We start from the raw sequence: 15261 nt of genomic DNA, 5'->3' as shown, positions 1-15261 counted from the left end.
GGCAGCCTTCGGGCAGGGCTTGTGCTGCTTTGTAGTGTTCGACCGCCCGCCTGTCGGCTATGATGGTGGCACAACCGAATCGAGCCGGAACCGATGCGCCAGTATCTCGACCTCCTACAGCATGTGCTGGACAACGGCGCCGATCGCGGCGACCGCACCGGCACCGGAACGCGCTCCGTCTTCGGCTACCAGATGCGTTTCGACCTGGCGCGCGGCTTTCCGGTCACCACCACCAAGAAGCTGCATCTCAAGTCGATCATCCATGAACTTCTGTGGTTCCTGGCCGGCGACACCAACATCAAATACCTCACCGACCATGGCGTTTCGATCTGGGACGAATGGGCCGATGAGAATGGCGATCTCGGCCCGGTCTACGGCAAGCAGTGGCGTTCCTGGCCGGATGGCCATGGCGGATCAATCGACCAGATTACGAATCTTCTCAAGGAGATACGCAAAAACCCTCAATCGCGGCGGCTGATCGTTTCGGCATGGAATCCGGCCGAGGTGGAAGCGATGGCGCTGCCGCCCTGCCACTGCCTGTTCCAGTTCTATGTTTCGGAAGGGCGGCTTTCCTGCCAGCTCTACCAGCGCTCGGCCGACATCTTCCTCGGCGTGCCGTTCAACATCGCGTCCTACGCCTTGCTGACGCTGATGGTGGCGCAGGTGACCGGGCTGAAACCCGGCGATTTCGTCCACACGCTTGGCGATGCGCATCTCTACTCGAACCATTTCGAGCAGGCGCGCGAACAGCTGCGGCGCACGCCGAGGGCGCTGCCGACGATGTGGATCAATCCGGAGGTGAAGGACCTGTTCGCCTTCCGCTTCGAGGATTTCCGGCTGGAAAACTACGTCGCCGACGCATCGATCAAGGCGCCGATCGCGGTCTAAGCCCTGCGCTTTACTCAATCCTGAAATCACGCGCCGATCAGTCGATGCCTACCATCACGTCCGAGGCCTTGACCACGGCATAGGCTTGCTTGCCCTTTTCGAGCTTGAGATCGGCGACGGCCTCGTTGGTGATCGAGGCGGTGACGACGGCGCCGCCAATGTCGATCCGGACATGTGAAGTGGTGGCGCCCTTGACGATCTCGGTGATCGATCCCTTGAGGATGTTGCGGGCACTGATCTTCATCGGTGTTTCCTTTCCAGGGTTTCTTTGCCCGTCTTACCAGAACAATCGATGTCGCACAGACGCTTTCGCAGGGCGTCGGGCCTTCCCTTGTTATATTCATGCGGATATATCGGTTGGCAGGCTTCGGGCCGATCGGATTTCAAACCAGGGAGTTTTCCATGACGCGCAAAGGTTTCGGGTTGAGGGCGATCGCCCTTGGCGGTTTTGCGGCGACGTTGATGGCGGCGGTGCCGGCAGCACATGCGGAGGACAAGGTGGTGGTGTTTGCCGCGGCCAGCCTCAAGGACGCGCTCGACGCGGTGAACAAGGCCTGCGAGGCCGATGTCGGCGAAGCCGCGACCGTCTCCTATGCCGCGAGTTCGGCACTGGCCAAGCAGATCGAGGGTGGGGCGCCTGCCGACGTCTTCATCTCGGCCGACCTCGACTGGATGAAATATCTGTCCGACAAGAAGCTGACCAAGCCCGATACCGAATTGAAACTGCTCGGCAACGAGATCGTGCTGGTGGCGCCGAAGGACTCGGCGGTTGAAACCAAGATCGAGAAGGGCTTCGACCTCGCCAAGCTGATCGGCGACGGCAGGCTCGCCATGGGCGACTTCAAGGCGGTGCCGGCCGGCAAATACGGCAAGGCCGCACTCGAATCGCTCGGCATCTGGTCCTCGGTTGAGGGCAAGGTGGCGCAGGCCGAGAATGTGCGCGCGGCGCTGAAGCTGGTTTCGACGGGCGAAGCAGCCCTTGGCATCGTCTACGCCACCGACGCGCATGCCGAAAAGGGCGTCAAGGTGGTCGGCACCTTCCCGGAGGATTCGCATCCGCCGATCATCTATCCGGTTGCCCAGATCGCCGATTCGAAGGACAAGGATACGCCGGCTTTCCTGAAATGCCTGCAGTCGGCCAAGGCCGGCGCGCTATTCAGGGATCAGGGTTTTACCGTGCTCGGGCCAAGCAACTGAGTTCCATGGGGCTTCATCTCGCAATATGAACTGGCTGCTGGACCTCACTCCCGACGAATGGAATGCGGTTCGGCTGTCCATCAAGGTGGCGACAGTGGCGATGCTCGCCAGCCTGCCGCCGGGCATATTGATCGCGCTGCTGCTTGCCCGAGGACAGTTCTGGGGTAAGACGCTGCTCAACGGGCTGGTGCATCTGCCGCTGATCCTGCCGCCTGTCGTGACAGGTTATTTGCTGCTGCTTACGTTTGGCCGGCGTGGCCCGGCCGGCGCCTTCCTGGCAGAGCATTTCGGCATTGTGTTCTCGTTTCGCTGGACGGGTGCGGCGCTGGCTTGCGGGGTCATGGGCTTTCCCCTGATGGTGCGGGCGATCCGGCTGTCGATCGAGGCGGTGGACCGCAAGATGGAGGCGGCGGCGGGAACGCTCGGCGCCAATCCACTGTGGGTGTTCGCCACCATCACGCTGCCGCTGATCCTGCCTGGGCTGATCGCCGGCGCCATCCTGGCCTTCGCCAAGGCGATGGGCGAGTTCGGCGCGACCATCACCTTCGTCTCCAACATTCCCAATGAGACGCAGACATTGCCGTCGGCGATCTACACCTTCACGCAGGTGCCGGGTGGCGATGAAGGCGCGCTCCGCCTGACGCTGATCTCCATCGTCATTTCGATGGCGGCACTTGTCGCCTCGGAAGTGCTGGCGCGGCGTGTCGGCCGGCGGATGGACATCGAATGAGCATTCTCGTTGACATCAGCCATCGGCTCGGCGGTTTCGCCATCGATGCCCGCTTCGAAAGCGCCGGGCGGCTGACGGCGCTGTTCGGACCGTCGGGATCGGGCAAGACGACGCTGATCAACATGATCGCCGGGCTGATCCGACCCGACAAGGGGCGCATCGCGGTCGACGGCCGCGTGCTCGCCGATACGGGTGCCGGCATTTTCGTGCCGAAGCACAAGCGCCGCATCGGCATGGTGTTCCAGGATGCGCGGCTGTTTCCGCATATGAGCGTTGCCGGCAATCTGCACTATGGCCGCTGGTTCACGCCGCCCGCGGAGCGCTATGCGGATATCGATGCGGTCGTCGACCTGCTCGGCATCGGCCCGCTCATGAACAGGCGACCGGCAAAGCTCTCGGGCGGCGAGAAACAGCGCGTGGCGATCGGCCGGGCACTGCTTGCCAGCCCCAGACTGCTGCTCATGGACGAGCCGCTGGCCTCGCTCGACGAGGTGCGCAAGGCCGAAATCCTGCCCTATATCGAACGGCTGCGCGACGAGACGAAAATCCCCATCGTCTATGTCAGCCATTCGGTTGCCGAGGTGGCGCGGCTGGCCAGCGACGTGGTGATGCTGGCGCAAGGCAATGTCATCGCCAGCGGACCGACCGAGGCAGTGATGCAAAGGCTCGATCTGTTGCCGGCTGAAGAGCGCGGCGAGGGCGGCGCCGTGCTGGACACCAGGGTGCTGCGTCATGACGAAACTTTCGGCATGACCGTGCTCGGCTCGGCCGCCGGCGAGATCCGGGTGCCGCGGCTGCCGGTGAAGGCGGGAGCGCCGGTGCGCGTTCGCATCCGTGCCCGCGATGTGATGATCGCCACCGAACATCCGGCAGGCCTCAGCGCGCTCAACATCCTGCCGGGAACCATTACCGCGATAAGCCCCGGCGAGGGTCCTGCGGTCGAGGTCGGCATCGACTGCAACGGCGCAACCGTGCTTGCCCGCATCACCGAACAGTCGCGGCAGACGCTGAAGCTTCATCTCGGCGGCAAGGTTTTCGCGGTGGTCAAGACGGTGAGCTTCGACCGGGCCAACACCGGCGCCGGGCTGCCCGCTGAGGCGGATGGATGATCATCGCTATGTCTTTTTGGAATAGCGGTTTCGCCAGGGAGCTTCTAGTATGGGATCGGGCGTGACCGCGGAGGAGCAAAAATGCCGTCGCTGAGCTTGCGGATAAATCTCGATCCCGACGGGCGCATCGGACCGGGCAAGATCGAGCTCCTGGAACAGATCGCCGCTTTCGGCTCGATCTCGGCCGCCGCGCGCGGCATGGAAATGTCCTACAAGCACGCCTGGGACCTGGTCGAGGATATGAACCGGGTGTTCGGCAAGCCGCTGGTCGCGGCGCAAACCGGTGGCCGCAAGGGCGGCGGCGCGCAACTCACTGCCGTCGGGCTGGCAGTGGTCAGCCGTTTTCGCGCCATCGAGCGTGCGGCTGCCTCGGCGGCGGCGACGCATATGGAGGCGCTGCAGGCGGAGATTGATGCTGGGTGAGGGGAAGGCAGTAGGCAGTAGGCAGTAGGCAGTAGGCAGTAGGCAGTAGGGCCTAATCCTCTGCACTGGGCTTGCGAAGCAGATAGGTGTCCATGATCCAGCCTTTTTTCCGGCGGGCTTCTTCTCGGGTTCTCTCGATCTCGGCGCCGACATTGCCGAGACGGCCCGAGATGAGAATCTCGTCCGGGGTGCCGAGATAGGCGCCCCAATGGATCACGACATCCTTGTCGTCCAGCGTGTTGAAGGCGCATTTGCCGTCGAGCAGGACGACCGCGCTGCCGGCATTGTCCGGCATGCCTTCCTCAGTCAGGCGCCGGCCGGTGGTGATGAGGACGGAATCGCCGATGCGGTTCAGCGCCATCTTGTGGCTGGCGGCAAGCGCCTGGACGGCGGTAATGCCGGGTATCACCTCAAGCTTGAACGCGACATTGCCTCGCAGGCGCACGCGCTCGAGGATGCGCAGCGCGCTGTCGTAGAGCGAAGGATCGCCCCAGATCAGGAAGGCGCCGCAACCATCCCCGGCAATCTCGTCGCGGATCAGACCCTCGTAGATCGCGGCGATGGCTTCATGCCAGTCATCGACGGTCGAGCGATAGGTGGGCGCCGGCCCATCTTCCACTGGCAGGTCGCGCACCGGCACGCCGAATTCGACGCGGCGTGATTTCGGGTTGGTGACGAAGCGGTCGCAGATCTGGCGGCGCAGCTCGGCAAGCTCGTTCTTTTTCGCCCCCTTGTCGGGAATGAACAGCACATCCGCCTGGTTCAGGCCTGATATGGCCTGAACGGTCATATGGTCGGGATTGCCGGCGCCGATGCCGATGACGAGAAGCTTGCGCATGGGCGAACTCCTGCCCGATCGGGACCTGTTAGTCCAGACCGTAGTCCAGACCCCTTTGATGCGCCCGCGGATGCGGAAGGGCTTTGAAACGTCATATTGAAACGGCTAGGGTCACGTGGCATTCCAGCCGAGGAGGCTTCCATGTTGCGATATGTTCTGACCGCCGTGCTGGCCCTGTCGGCCGCGCCTGTCCGTGCCAATGATTCGGTTGCCGAACTTGGCACCGGCGGCCTGATCCTGTCGCGTAGCGACGCCGTGGCGATGCAAAGCGAGGATCTCTTCATCTCGCCGGAAAAGGTGACGGTCGACTACGTCTTCCACAACAACACCGACAAGGATGTCGACGCCATCGTCGCCTTCCCGATGCCCGATATATCGGGCAATCCCGAAGAGATCCCGGCGATCCCTGAAAATCAGAGCGACAATTTCCTCGGCTTTGAGGTGACGATCGATGGCGCACCGGCAAAGCCGCAACTCGAGCAGAAGGTGTTGGCGCTCGGCATCGACATCAGCGCCGAGCTGAAGGCGCAAAATGTGCCGTTCTATCCTTTCGGCGATGCGGCGAAAGCGGCGCTGGCGAAGCTGCCGCAGGCCGTTACCGACGACTGGGTCAACCGCGGTATCATCATCGAGGACACCGGCAGCGACGGTACGGAGGCGAACAAGGTCTACACGCCATTCTGGCAATTGCGTTCGACCTATTGGTGGCGTTCGACCTTTCCGGCCAACAAGGACGTCCGCGTTTCCCATCGCTACAAGCCGAGCGTCGGCGGCACGTCTTCGGTCAGCTTTTTCTACAACGGCAAGTTCCAGGGGCAGTACGCCACCTACAAGACACGCTACTGCATGGACGACACATTCGAGAACGCGGTGCGCAAGGCGGCCAAGGACGACCCCGACGGCTATCCAAAATATTTCGAGAGCCGCATCGCCTATATCCTGACCACCGGCGGCAACTGGGCGGCAGGCACAATCGGCAAGTTCAAGCTGACGGTCGACAAGGGCAATCCGAAAGCCCTGGTCTCGTTCTGCGGCGACGATGTCAAAAAAATCGGGCCGACGACATTCGAGATGACGGCGAACGATTTCTATCCCGAGCGCGACATCGATATCCTGATCCTCGATCCATCGGACGACAACTAATGCACGTCGCAATCTACGTTGCCATCGCCGAGAACGGCGTGATCGGGCGAGACGGCGGGCTGCCTTGGCGGCTGTCCACCGATCTCAAGCGATTCAAGGCCGATACGATGGGCAAGCCCATCATCATGGGCCGCAAGACCTATGAGGGCATCGGCCGGCCGCTGCCGGGCAGGCTGAACATCGTCGTCACCCGCGACAGGGCCTGGCGCGCCGAGGGTGTCGAGGTCGCGCATTCGCTCGAAGCCGCGATCCAGCTGGCAACGGTGCGCGGGCGCTGCATGGTCGGCGTGGACGAGGTCTGTGTCATCGGCGGCGGCGAAATCTATGCCCAGGCGCTGCTGCTGGCCGACCGGCTGCACGTCACTCATGTGCTGGCAGCGGTCGACGGCGATGCGCATTTCCCGCCGATCGATCCGGATTTGTGGCGCGTCGTCAGCTCGCAGGAGGTTCCACCCGGGGAAAAGGATAGCCACGCGACGCGCTATTCGGTTTACGAGCGCCGCCGCGACGTGCATTGAAGGAAGACAAAGGGTCGCGACCGGACCAAATCGGACGAAGTCGGCAACGCATCTCGTTGAAAGCGCCTCGTGGCGTCCCTATAGAAGAAGAAATACTGGATTTTGCGCCGTAATACCGGCGCTTGAGGGAATTCCAAGCGAAAGGACATTCATGCCCTGGAACGACAAGAGCGGCGGTGGCGGCGGCCCATGGGGCGGCGGCGGCGGCAACAATCAGGGACCCTGGGGGCAGGGACCAAAGGGACCGAGCGGCCCACAGGGCTCGCCTCCCGATCTCGAAGACATCATCCGCCGCGGCCAGGACCGGCTGCGGCGCGCTCTGCCGGGTGGTGGAGGCATGAGCCCGGCTATTTTCGCGCTGATCGCGGCGGCACTTGTGGTGCTGTGGGCGTTCAAGGCGGTTTATACCGTGCAGCCCGACGAGGTCGCGGTCGAACTGCGCTTCGGCAAGCCGAAGGCCGAGCTGTCGCAGCCCGGCCTGCATTTCCATTGGTGGCCACTCGAAACGGTCGAGACGGCCAAGATTTCCGAGCAACTGGTCGACATCGGCGGCGGCGGCGCGACAAGTGGCAACACGTCCGGGCTGATGCTTACCGGCGACCAGAACATCGTCAACGTCCAGTTCTCGGTGGCCTATCAGGTCTCCGACCCGAGCGCGTATCTGTTCGACGTGTCCGATCCCGACGGCATGCTGCGGCAGGTTGCCGAAAGCGCCATGCGTGAAGCCGTCGGCCGCCGGCCGGCGCAGGACATCTTCCGCGACGATCGCCAGGGCATCGCCGCCTCGGTGCGTGAAATCATCCAGACGACGCTGGACGGCTACAAGGCCGGTCTCAACGTCAACGCCGTCTCGATCGAGGATGCGGCACCGCCACGCGAAGTGGCCGATGCGTTCGACGAGGTGCAGCGCGCCGAGCAGGACGAAGACAAGTTCGTCGAGCAGGCCAACCAGTACTCCAACCAGAAGCTCGGCCAGGCACGCGGCGAGGCCGCACAGGTTCGCGAAGACGCGGCCGCCTACAAGAACCGGGTCGTGCAGGAAGCCGAAGGTGAGGCGCAGCGCTTCATCTCGGTCTATGACGAATATGCCAAGGCGCCCGACGTGACACGCAAGCGCCTCTACCTGGAAACCATGGAGAAGGTTCTGAAGGATTCTAGCAAGGTCATCGTCGAGCAGGGCAACGGGCAGGGGGTCGTCCCCTATCTGCCGCTGCCGGCATTGCAGCCGAAAGTGCCGGCACCGGCCGCCCCTGCTGGCGTTACGGGAGGTAACCAGTGATGGCCAACCGTCTTCCCATCATCGTCGTCGCAGCAGCGGTCATCCTGTTCCTGCTCTATTCGTCGGTCTTCGTGGTCAATGCGCGCCAGCAGGCGCTGGTGCTCAGGTTCGGCGAGATCGTCGACGTCAAGAGCGAGCCCGGCATCTACTTCAAGGCGCCGTTCTCGTTCTTCGACGCCGATACGGTGCAGCTGATCGAGAACCGGGTGCTGCGCTTCGATCTCGACAACATCCGCGTCCAGGTGTCGGGCGGCAAGTTCTATGAGGTCGACGCCTTCATCGCCTATCGCATCTCGGATCCGCGGGTCTTCCGCTCCGCCGTGTCCGGTCAGATCGAACTGGCCGAAGCCCGGCTCAGGACGCGTCTCGACGCTGCCTTGCGCCGCGTCTACGGACTGCGCGATTTCGAGGCCGCGCTCTCCGAAGAGCGCGGCGTGATGATGCGCGAAGTCCGCGATCAACTCAGGCCCGACGCCACCTCGCTCGGCCTGCAGATCGAGGATGTCCGCATTCGCCGCACCGATCTCACCGCCGAGGTCTCGCAGCAGACCTTCGACCGCATGAAGGCGGAACGCCTGGCGGAGGCCGCGCGGCTGAGGGCGCGCGGCAATGAAGCGGCACAGCGCATCACGGCTCGCGCTGATCGCGAAGTGGTCGAGATCGTCGCCGAAGCGCAGAAAGAGTCGGAAATCCTGCGCGGCGAGGGCGAAGCCCAGCGCAGTGCCACCTTCGCGGGAGCCTATCAGCGCGATCCGGCCTTCTTCGACTTCTACCGGTCGATGAATGCCTATGGCACGGCGCTGGACAACACCGGAACGACGATGGTGCTGTCGCCGAACTCGGAGTTCTTCCGCTTCTTCCGCAATCCCGACGGCAGCGACGCGCCGGCCAACCCGGTTTCGCCTGCTCCAACCGCTCCGGCGACGGCACCCGCCGCGCCGGCGGCACAGCCCAGCACCGGCCAGTAGCGGCCGGTGCAGGATTTTCTCGCCGCCATGGGCCTCGTCCTTGTCATAGAAGGTCTGGTCTATGGCGGCTTTCCCGGCCTTGCCAGGAAGCTTGCCACCGAAGTGCTGTCGCTGCCCGAGAACGCGCTGCGGATTGCCGGGCTGGCGGCGATTGCCATCGGCGTCGGCATCGTCTGGCTGGTGCGGAGCGCATGACGGCGGCGAGCTTCGGTTTTCGGGACACGAGCTTCGATCCCCGGGATACGAGCTTCGATCCGGGATAACGGATGATTTATCCTCTGCCGATAGTCATAGCCGCAAACGTGCCGTATTTTTTGCCAACATGGCGCGACGCGGCGTTTTCGTCGAAGCGCTTTTCTTTTCAGGAATACCGGGAGGCTTCTCGATGACATCCAATACAATTTTGCGCGCGGCACGGCGGACGTTCATCGCCGGCGCGGCAGCACTTCTTGTCAGCGCCGTCGCTGTCCCGTCCTTCGTGACGCCGTCATTTGCCGCCGATGGGCCGGCTTCGGTCGCCGACCTGGCGCAAGGCCTGCTCGGCGCGGTGGTCAACATCTCGACTTCGCAGACGGTGAAGGGCACGGAAGGTCCGGGCGCGGTGCCAATGCCGCAATTGCCCGAGGGTTCGCCTTTCCAGGATTTCTTCGACGATTTCTTCAAGAACCGCGGCGGCGACAAGGACAACGGCGCGCAGAAGGTGCAGTCGCTGGGCTCCGGCTTCGTCATCGATGCCGAGCAAGGCATCGTCGTCACCAACAACCATGTCATCGCCGACGCCGACGACATCGAGGTCAATTTCTCCGACGGCATCACGTTGAAGGCGACGCTGGTCGGCACCGACACCAAGACCGATGTCGCGGTGCTCAAGGTCGACCCGAAAGGCCACAAGCTGACGGCGGTGAAGTTCGGCGATTCCACCAAGATGCGCGTCGGCGACTGGGTGATGGCGATCGGCAATCCGTTCGGCCTCGGCGGCACGGTGACGGTCGGCATCGTCTCGGCCCGCAACCGCGACATCAATTCCGGTCCCTATGACGACTTCATCCAGACCGATGCCGCGATCAACCGCGGCAATTCCGGCGGACCGTTGTTCAACAGCACGGGCGAGGTCATCGGCATCAACACGGCGATCATTTCGCCTTCCGGCGGCTCGATCGGCATCGGCTTCTCCATTCCCTCGCAGCTCGCCTCGGGCGTCGTCGACCAGTTGCGCCAGTTCGGCGAGACGCGGCGCGGCTGGCTCGGCGTGCGCATCCAGCCGGTGACCGACGACATCGCCGAGAGCCTAGGCATGGCGACCGCCAAGGGCGCACTGGTCGCCGGTGTCATCAAGGGCGGACCGGTCGACAATGGCACCATCCAGGCCGGCGATGTCATCATCAAGTTCGACGGCAAGGACATCCATGAAATGCGCGACCTGCCGCGCGTCGTCGCCGAAAGCCCGGTCGGCAAGGCGGTCGATGTGCTGATCGTGCGCAAGGGCGTCGAGCAGACCGTGAAAGTGACGCTCGGCCGGCTCGAGGACGGCGAAAAACTCGCCAGCGGCGAGGACGGCGGCAATACCGACCAGGACAAGGGTGACAAGCCTCCGGCGGTTTCAACGGCTTCGGTGCTTGGCATGACGGTCGGCGAACTGAACGACGAGACGCGCAAGAAGTTCAGCATTGCGGCCGATGTTTCCGGTGTCGTCATCACCGACGTCACCAAGGACTCGGCTGCGGCCGAACGCGGCATCCAGCCCGGCGAGGTGATCACCGAGATCGCACAGGAATCGGTCGCCACCCCCAAGGACGTGATGGACCGGATCGGCGCCTTGAAGGAGCAGGGGCGCAAGAATGCGCTCTTGATGTTGGCGTCGAAGACCGGCGAGCTCAGGTTCGTGACGATCCGGATGGACTGAAGTCCGCCAGCCAACAGGCATATTGTAACATCCCATGGGATGTACTATTTTGACTTGTGAAACGGATCGTACTGGACACAAACGTTCTGATGGCGGGTTTGCGAAGCAGGAATGGTGCGTCGTTTGCCATCTTGCAACAGATCGCAGATCGACACATTTGCCCATTGGTGACGACAGCGCTGTTTCTTGAATATGAAACCGTGTTGGCTCGACCCGAGCAAATGGCGGTTCACGGATTATCGATTGCGGATCTGGATCGTTTGCTTGCCGGTTTTGCTATCTTGGCAGAACCGGTCGAACTACACTTTCTCTGGCGCCCGCAATTGAGCGATCCGAAAGATGAGATGGTGCTTGAAGCCGCGATCAACGGCCGGGCAGATGCCTTGGTGACTTACAATCGCCGGGATTTTATGGCTGCGGCAGGCCGTTTCGATGTCCAAGTCGTTAGCCCGGCTGCGTTCCTGGAAGGACTTCGAACATGAGCAAAGCGACTTATCCCTTGAAGCTCCCGCTGTCGGTCAAGGAGGCTGCCGCGCGTTTGGCAAAGGCCGATGGCGTGTCGCTCAATCAGTGGATCGCTTCGGCTGTGGCGCAGAAGGTTGGAGCAATGGAAACGGCGGCGGATTTCCTGCGTCGTCGGGCGGGCGATGCGTCCGCCGGCGATTTCGCAAAGATGCTTGAGCGGGTTGCTGCCGGACCTCCGCAACCTGGCGATGAACTCCCGCCTGATCGACATTGATCAGCGACGTTTCTTTCGCCAATTCTTGGCAGTCAGCCGGTAGAAAACATGTCGCTTGAGCGCGGGGTGATTGTCGGGAATGCCGGGATGGTCGAAGTCGGCGGATGGGTCGGCGGTCATGCCCAGGCGTTCCATGACGGCCGTGGAGCGGTGGTTGTTGTCGACGGCAAAGGAAACGATCTCGCCAAGGCCCAGCGTTTCGAACCCGTAGGCCAGCCAGGCTTGCGAGGCTTCGGTGACATAGCCCTTGCCCCAGAATTCAGGCGCCAGTCGCCAGCCGATCTCGATGGTGCCGGCCGGCAGGAACGGCATATGGTCGGTTCCGGTGATGCCGACAAAGCCGATGCATTCACCGGTGGCGGTGATCTCGGCGGCGGCAAAGCCATAGCCGTCACGGGCGATCGCGCCTCGCAACTCGTCCATCTTGGCGTCCGCGGCGGTGCGGTCGCGGCGGAACGGAAAGAATTCCATCACTTGTTCGTCGGAGTTGATCCGGTGAAACAGTTCGCGGTCGCGATCCTCCCAGTTGCGCAGGATCAGGCGCTCGGTACGCATTGGTTTCATTGCACGAACTCGTCCTGCCTGTAGCCCTGCACATAGAGCAATGCGGTCAGGTCGCCATGGTCGATGCGGACCTTCGCCTGTGCCGCCACTGTCGGCTTGGCATGGAGCGCGACACCGGTGCCGGCCAGGCGGATCATGTCGAGATCATTGGCGCCGTCGCCGACGGCGATGGCGTCAGCAGGCGTCAGGCCAAGGCGCCCCGAAATTTCGATGAGTGCGTCGGCCTTGGCGGCGCGGCCGAGGATCGGTTCGCCGACCAGTCCGGTGAAGCGGCCGTCCTGTTCGAGCAGGCGATTGGCGCGGTTTTCCTGGAAGCCAAGCATGGCGGCGATGCGCGTGGTGAAGACTTCGAAACCGCCGGATACGAGTGCCGTCCAGGCGCCGTTGGCGCGCATGGTCTGAACCAGAGCGCGGCCGCCCGAGGCCAGTGTCAGGCGATTGGCGACGATGCGATCGACCACGGCGGCGTCAAGGCCCTTCAGCAACGCCACCCGCTCGCGCAAGGCCGGTTCGAAGGCGATCTCGCCATTCATCGATCGCGCGGTAATCGTGGCAACACGATCCTTGACGCCGATCTCGTCGGCCAGTTCGTCGATGCATTCCTGGTCGATCATGGTCGAATCCATGTCGGCGATCAGGATTTTCTTGCGGCGGGTTTCCGCCTGCTGGACGATCACATCGACCGCCTCGGTGGCGAGTGCCGTGCGCAAGGCGGCGCTCGTATCGGCCGCGTCAGCTGCCTCAGGCAGGACAAGATCGCAGGCAATCCCTTCAGCCAGCCAGACAACAGCGCTTGCGCCGACCGACCGTGACGCCATATTCGCAAGCGACAGCGACAAAGCGCGGTCGGCGGGACGGGAAACAAGCGTGGCGATGAGCGGCATGGAACATTCCGGCGGACAGGCGGGCGAGGGCCGCGTGAAGAACGCGATCCTGATAGCCGGGCCGACCGCCAGCGGCAAGTCGGCGCTGGCGCTCGATCTGGCCGGGCGCAAAGGTGGCGTGATCGTCAACACCGATTCCATGCAAGGCTATTCGGTGCTCGACGTGCTGACCGCCCGGCCGGAGGCGGCCGACCTCGCCCGCGCACCGCATTTTCTCTACGGCCATGTCCACCCGGCCACAGCCTATTCCACCGGCGCCTGGCTGCGCGACGTGATGAAGCTGATCGACGGCGGCACGCTCTCCGGGCGACCTGACGGCACGCTCTCCGAACGGCCAGTAATTTTTGTCGGCGGTACCGGGCTCTACTTCCGCGCGCTGGCCGAGGGCATTTCGGAAATGCCCGACATTCCGCAGCGGGTCCGGGACCGCTGGCGCTACGAGCTGAAGGAGCAGGGCGCCGTCAAGCTGCATAGCCTGCTGCTGCGCGAGGATTCAGCGGCCGCCATGATGCTCAAGCCAACCGACAGCCAGCGCATCGTGCGGGCACTGGAGGTGCTCGACGCGTCGGGCCGTTCGATCCGGGAATGGCAGGCAGAACGCGGGCAGCCGCTCATCGACAGGGAGAGCGCGCGTTTCTTCGTGATCGAGCCGGACCGGGCGGCGCTGGTCGGCCGCATCGAAAAGCGCTTCGACCAGATGCTGGACAAGGGCGCGCTGGACGAGGTCAAGCGGCTATCGGCGCTTGGCCTCGATCCCGAATTGCCGGCGATGAAAGCGATCGGCGTTCGCGAACTGCAGGCCGCGATGGCCGGAGAGATTGGCTTTCCCGAGGCGATCGAACGCGCCAAGATCGCGACCAGGCAATATTCCAAGCGGCAGACGACCTGGTTCAGGCATCAGCTGGGGCCGGAATGGCAAAGAGTGCGCCCCGGTGATGATCTGGAAACCACGATCTGATTGTTTGTTTCCATTGCAACCTGGAAAGTTTATCTGCAAGGAAAGGTTCTCGTTGCGGTTGTCCAAGTTAACCCTCCGTAAGCCCGCCCATGCCATAAGGTCAGTGGGCACTTTTCCAACGGGGAGCAGATGCGTTTCCACAAGGCGGAATCAGCATTTTTCGTCTTTATCTTCGTGATCCTGGCCGCCGGCCTGGTGACGCTGCATGCCTATGGGCTTCTGCAATCCTTCGCCAACGAGCTGCATACGGCTTCGGGCCTGGACAAGGTCATCTATCTCAACAAACTGCTGTTCGCGACCGGCGTGCTTTTGGCCACCGCGCTGTTCTTCGGCATTTTCTTTATCTATCCGCTGATCCGCAAACAGGCGACGGACGAGGGCAAGCTGCGTGCCATGACGGTCTCGCTCAGTGCGCGCTCGGAAACATTCGAGCATGCGGCGCTGACCGACGGCCTGACCGGCATGCAGAACCGGCGCTATTTCGATGATGCGCTGAAGGAGTATCTCGAGGAATTCAGGCGCATCGAAAAGCCCGTCGGGCTGATGATCCTTGATCTCGACCATTTCAAGCAGGTCAACGACACCCACGGCCATGACGTTGGCGACGAGGTGCTCAAGGCCGTCGCGAGCTGTCTCAAGGATATGACACGCTACCACGACGTGGTGGCGCGATTGGGCGGCGAGGAATTCGCCGTGGTCACGCCCAACATGGACGCCGACCTTCTGGGCAAGTTTGCCGAGCGCATCCGCAGGGCGATCGCCAACATGTCGGTGCTGTCGGGCAATGTCCGCCTCAAGATCACCACCAGCGTCGGGCTTGCCGTCTGGGACCGGACAGAAACGGCGGAGGAGTTTTATCGCCGCGCCGACCGCCAGCTCTACGAGGCGAAGAGGCAAGGCCGCAACCGCGTCTGCGCCTAAAATCCCGCCACTAAATTCGTGACGCTGGCCGTTTGATGCCAACTTCTGCGCTTCCGGCCTTCGCCGGCAGAAGCACTCATGGGTGGGGTGGCAATCAAGGCTACGGCCGGCGTAGGCCGGTGCTCACGGACCAAAAGTCCGCTCCGCTCCGGCTCTCGAAGTCGACACCAACCGACTCAGCCTGACGAATTTCCTGACG

At 63.0% G+C, this 15261-nt stretch carries 19 protein-coding genes; 15 read left to right on the top strand and 4 right to left on the bottom strand.

Going from position 1 to position 15261, the window contains the following annotated elements; translation table 11 throughout:
• Positions 1–93: 93 nt before the first annotated feature.
• Positions 94–888 carry a thymidylate synthase gene (locus ACFOJ9_RS19880; RefSeq protein WP_378980557.1) on the top strand — a complete coding sequence of 265 codons (795 nt, stop codon included), beginning with the start codon at positions 94–96 and terminating at the stop codon, positions 886–888.
• 37 nt (positions 889–925) lie between these two features.
• Here ACFOJ9_RS19880 and ACFOJ9_RS19875 read toward each other — a convergent pair whose 3' ends face one another.
• Complete coding sequence (locus tag ACFOJ9_RS19875) at positions 926–1132, bottom strand: TOBE domain-containing protein (RefSeq protein ID WP_378980556.1); 207 nt, start codon at positions 1130–1132, stop codon at positions 926–928.
• 158 nt (positions 1133–1290) lie between these two features.
• On the opposite strand from ACFOJ9_RS19875, the gene modA reads away from it, so the two are divergent.
• The 4 genes from modA to ACFOJ9_RS19855 all read left to right on the top strand — a co-directional run bounded on the left by modA (position 1291) and on the right by ACFOJ9_RS19855 (position 4347).
• Positions 1291–2085: a molybdate ABC transporter substrate-binding protein gene (modA, locus tag ACFOJ9_RS19870; RefSeq protein ID WP_378980555.1), complete on the top strand. Its 795-nt coding sequence runs from the start codon at positions 1291–1293 to the stop codon at positions 2083–2085.
• A gap of 25 nt (positions 2086–2110) precedes the next feature.
• The gene (gene modB, locus ACFOJ9_RS19865) at positions 2111–2815 is read left to right on the top strand and encodes a molybdate ABC transporter permease subunit (protein ID WP_292190770.1); all 705 of its coding nucleotides are present in this window, start codon (positions 2111–2113) and stop codon (positions 2813–2815) included.
• On the top strand, positions 2812–3924 hold the full coding sequence (gene modC, locus ACFOJ9_RS19860; protein WP_378980554.1) for a molybdenum ABC transporter ATP-binding protein: 1113 nt from the start codon (positions 2812–2814) through the stop codon (positions 3922–3924). Before modB ends, modC begins: the two co-directional genes overlap by 4 nt.
• An 81-nt stretch (positions 3925–4005) precedes the next feature.
• On the top strand, positions 4006–4347 hold the full coding sequence (locus ACFOJ9_RS19855) for a winged helix-turn-helix domain-containing protein (RefSeq protein WP_256751177.1): 342 nt from the start codon (positions 4006–4008) through the stop codon (positions 4345–4347).
• A gap of 52 nt (positions 4348–4399) precedes the next feature.
• On the opposite strand, the gene cobF is transcribed toward ACFOJ9_RS19855, so the two are convergent.
• The gene (gene cobF, locus ACFOJ9_RS19850; RefSeq protein WP_378980553.1) at positions 4400–5185 is read right to left on the bottom strand and encodes a precorrin-6A synthase (deacetylating); all 786 of its coding nucleotides are present in this window, start codon (positions 5183–5185) and stop codon (positions 4400–4402) included.
• Positions 5186–5326: 141 nt separating this feature from the next.
• Between cobF and ACFOJ9_RS19845 the strand changes: the two genes are divergently transcribed.
• The 8 genes from ACFOJ9_RS19845 to ACFOJ9_RS19810 all read left to right on the top strand — a co-directional run bounded on the left by ACFOJ9_RS19845 (position 5327) and on the right by ACFOJ9_RS19810 (position 11735).
• On the top strand, positions 5327–6328 hold the full coding sequence (locus ACFOJ9_RS19845; protein ID WP_378980552.1) for a DUF4424 domain-containing protein: 1002 nt from the start codon (positions 5327–5329) through the stop codon (positions 6326–6328).
• On the top strand, positions 6328–6846 hold the full coding sequence (locus ACFOJ9_RS19840) for a dihydrofolate reductase (RefSeq protein ID WP_378980551.1): 519 nt from the start codon (positions 6328–6330) through the stop codon (positions 6844–6846). Before ACFOJ9_RS19845 ends, ACFOJ9_RS19840 begins: the two co-directional genes overlap by 1 nt.
• Positions 6847–6997: 151 nt before the next feature.
• Positions 6998–8125 carry an FtsH protease activity modulator HflK gene (gene hflK / locus ACFOJ9_RS19835; RefSeq protein ID WP_378980550.1) on the top strand — a complete coding sequence of 376 codons (1128 nt, stop codon included), beginning with the start codon at positions 6998–7000 and terminating at the stop codon, positions 8123–8125.
• Positions 8125–9093 carry a protease modulator HflC gene (gene hflC, locus ACFOJ9_RS19830; RefSeq protein ID WP_378980549.1) on the top strand — a complete coding sequence of 323 codons (969 nt, stop codon included), beginning with the start codon at positions 8125–8127 and terminating at the stop codon, positions 9091–9093. Before hflK ends, hflC begins: the two co-directional genes overlap by 1 nt.
• Positions 9094–9099: 6 nt before the next feature.
• Complete coding sequence (locus ACFOJ9_RS19825; protein WP_378980548.1) at positions 9100–9288, top strand: DUF2065 domain-containing protein; 189 nt, start codon at positions 9100–9102, stop codon at positions 9286–9288.
• A 190-nt stretch (positions 9289–9478) separates the two neighbouring features.
• The gene (locus tag ACFOJ9_RS19820) at positions 9479–10996 is read left to right on the top strand and encodes a DegQ family serine endoprotease (RefSeq protein WP_378980547.1); all 1518 of its coding nucleotides are present in this window, start codon (positions 9479–9481) and stop codon (positions 10994–10996) included.
• A gap of 56 nt (positions 10997–11052) precedes the next feature.
• Complete coding sequence (locus tag ACFOJ9_RS19815) at positions 11053–11478, top strand: putative toxin-antitoxin system toxin component, PIN family (protein ID WP_378980546.1); 426 nt, start codon at positions 11053–11055, stop codon at positions 11476–11478.
• Entirely contained in the window at positions 11475–11735 is a 261-nt protein-coding gene (locus ACFOJ9_RS19810; protein ID WP_378980545.1) for a pilus assembly protein HicB, read from the top strand. Before ACFOJ9_RS19815 ends, ACFOJ9_RS19810 begins: the two co-directional genes overlap by 4 nt.
• On the opposite strand, the gene ACFOJ9_RS19805 is transcribed toward ACFOJ9_RS19810, so the two are convergent.
• Positions 11736–12299 carry a GNAT family N-acetyltransferase gene (locus tag ACFOJ9_RS19805; RefSeq protein ID WP_378980544.1) on the bottom strand — a complete coding sequence of 188 codons (564 nt, stop codon included), beginning with the start codon at positions 12297–12299 and terminating at the stop codon, positions 11736–11738. It lies immediately after the preceding gene.
• Positions 12296–13183, bottom strand: coding sequence for a phosphoserine phosphatase SerB (serB, locus tag ACFOJ9_RS19800; RefSeq protein ID WP_378980543.1), 888 nt, complete (start codon positions 13181–13183; stop codon positions 12296–12298). Before serB ends, ACFOJ9_RS19805 begins: the two co-directional genes overlap by 4 nt.
• On the opposite strand from serB, the gene miaA reads away from it, so the two are divergent.
• Both miaA and ACFOJ9_RS19790 read left to right on the top strand, forming a co-directional pair.
• The gene (miaA, locus tag ACFOJ9_RS19795) at positions 13173–14141 is read left to right on the top strand and encodes a tRNA (adenosine(37)-N6)-dimethylallyltransferase MiaA (protein ID WP_378980542.1); all 969 of its coding nucleotides are present in this window, start codon (positions 13173–13175) and stop codon (positions 14139–14141) included. The genes serB and miaA overlap by 11 nt on opposite strands.
• A 129-nt stretch (positions 14142–14270) precedes the next feature.
• Positions 14271–15062, top strand: a complete 792-nt coding sequence (locus tag ACFOJ9_RS19790) for a GGDEF domain-containing protein (protein WP_378980541.1) — start codon at positions 14271–14273, stop codon at positions 15060–15062.
• Positions 15063–15261 lie beyond the last annotated feature (199 nt).

It is taken from the genome of Mesorhizobium cantuariense, from assembly GCF_042647205.1.
Taxonomy (GTDB): Bacteria; Pseudomonadota; Alphaproteobacteria; order Rhizobiales; family Rhizobiaceae; genus Mesorhizobium; species Mesorhizobium cantuariense.
This window is presented reverse-complemented; position numbering and strand designations above follow the sequence as displayed.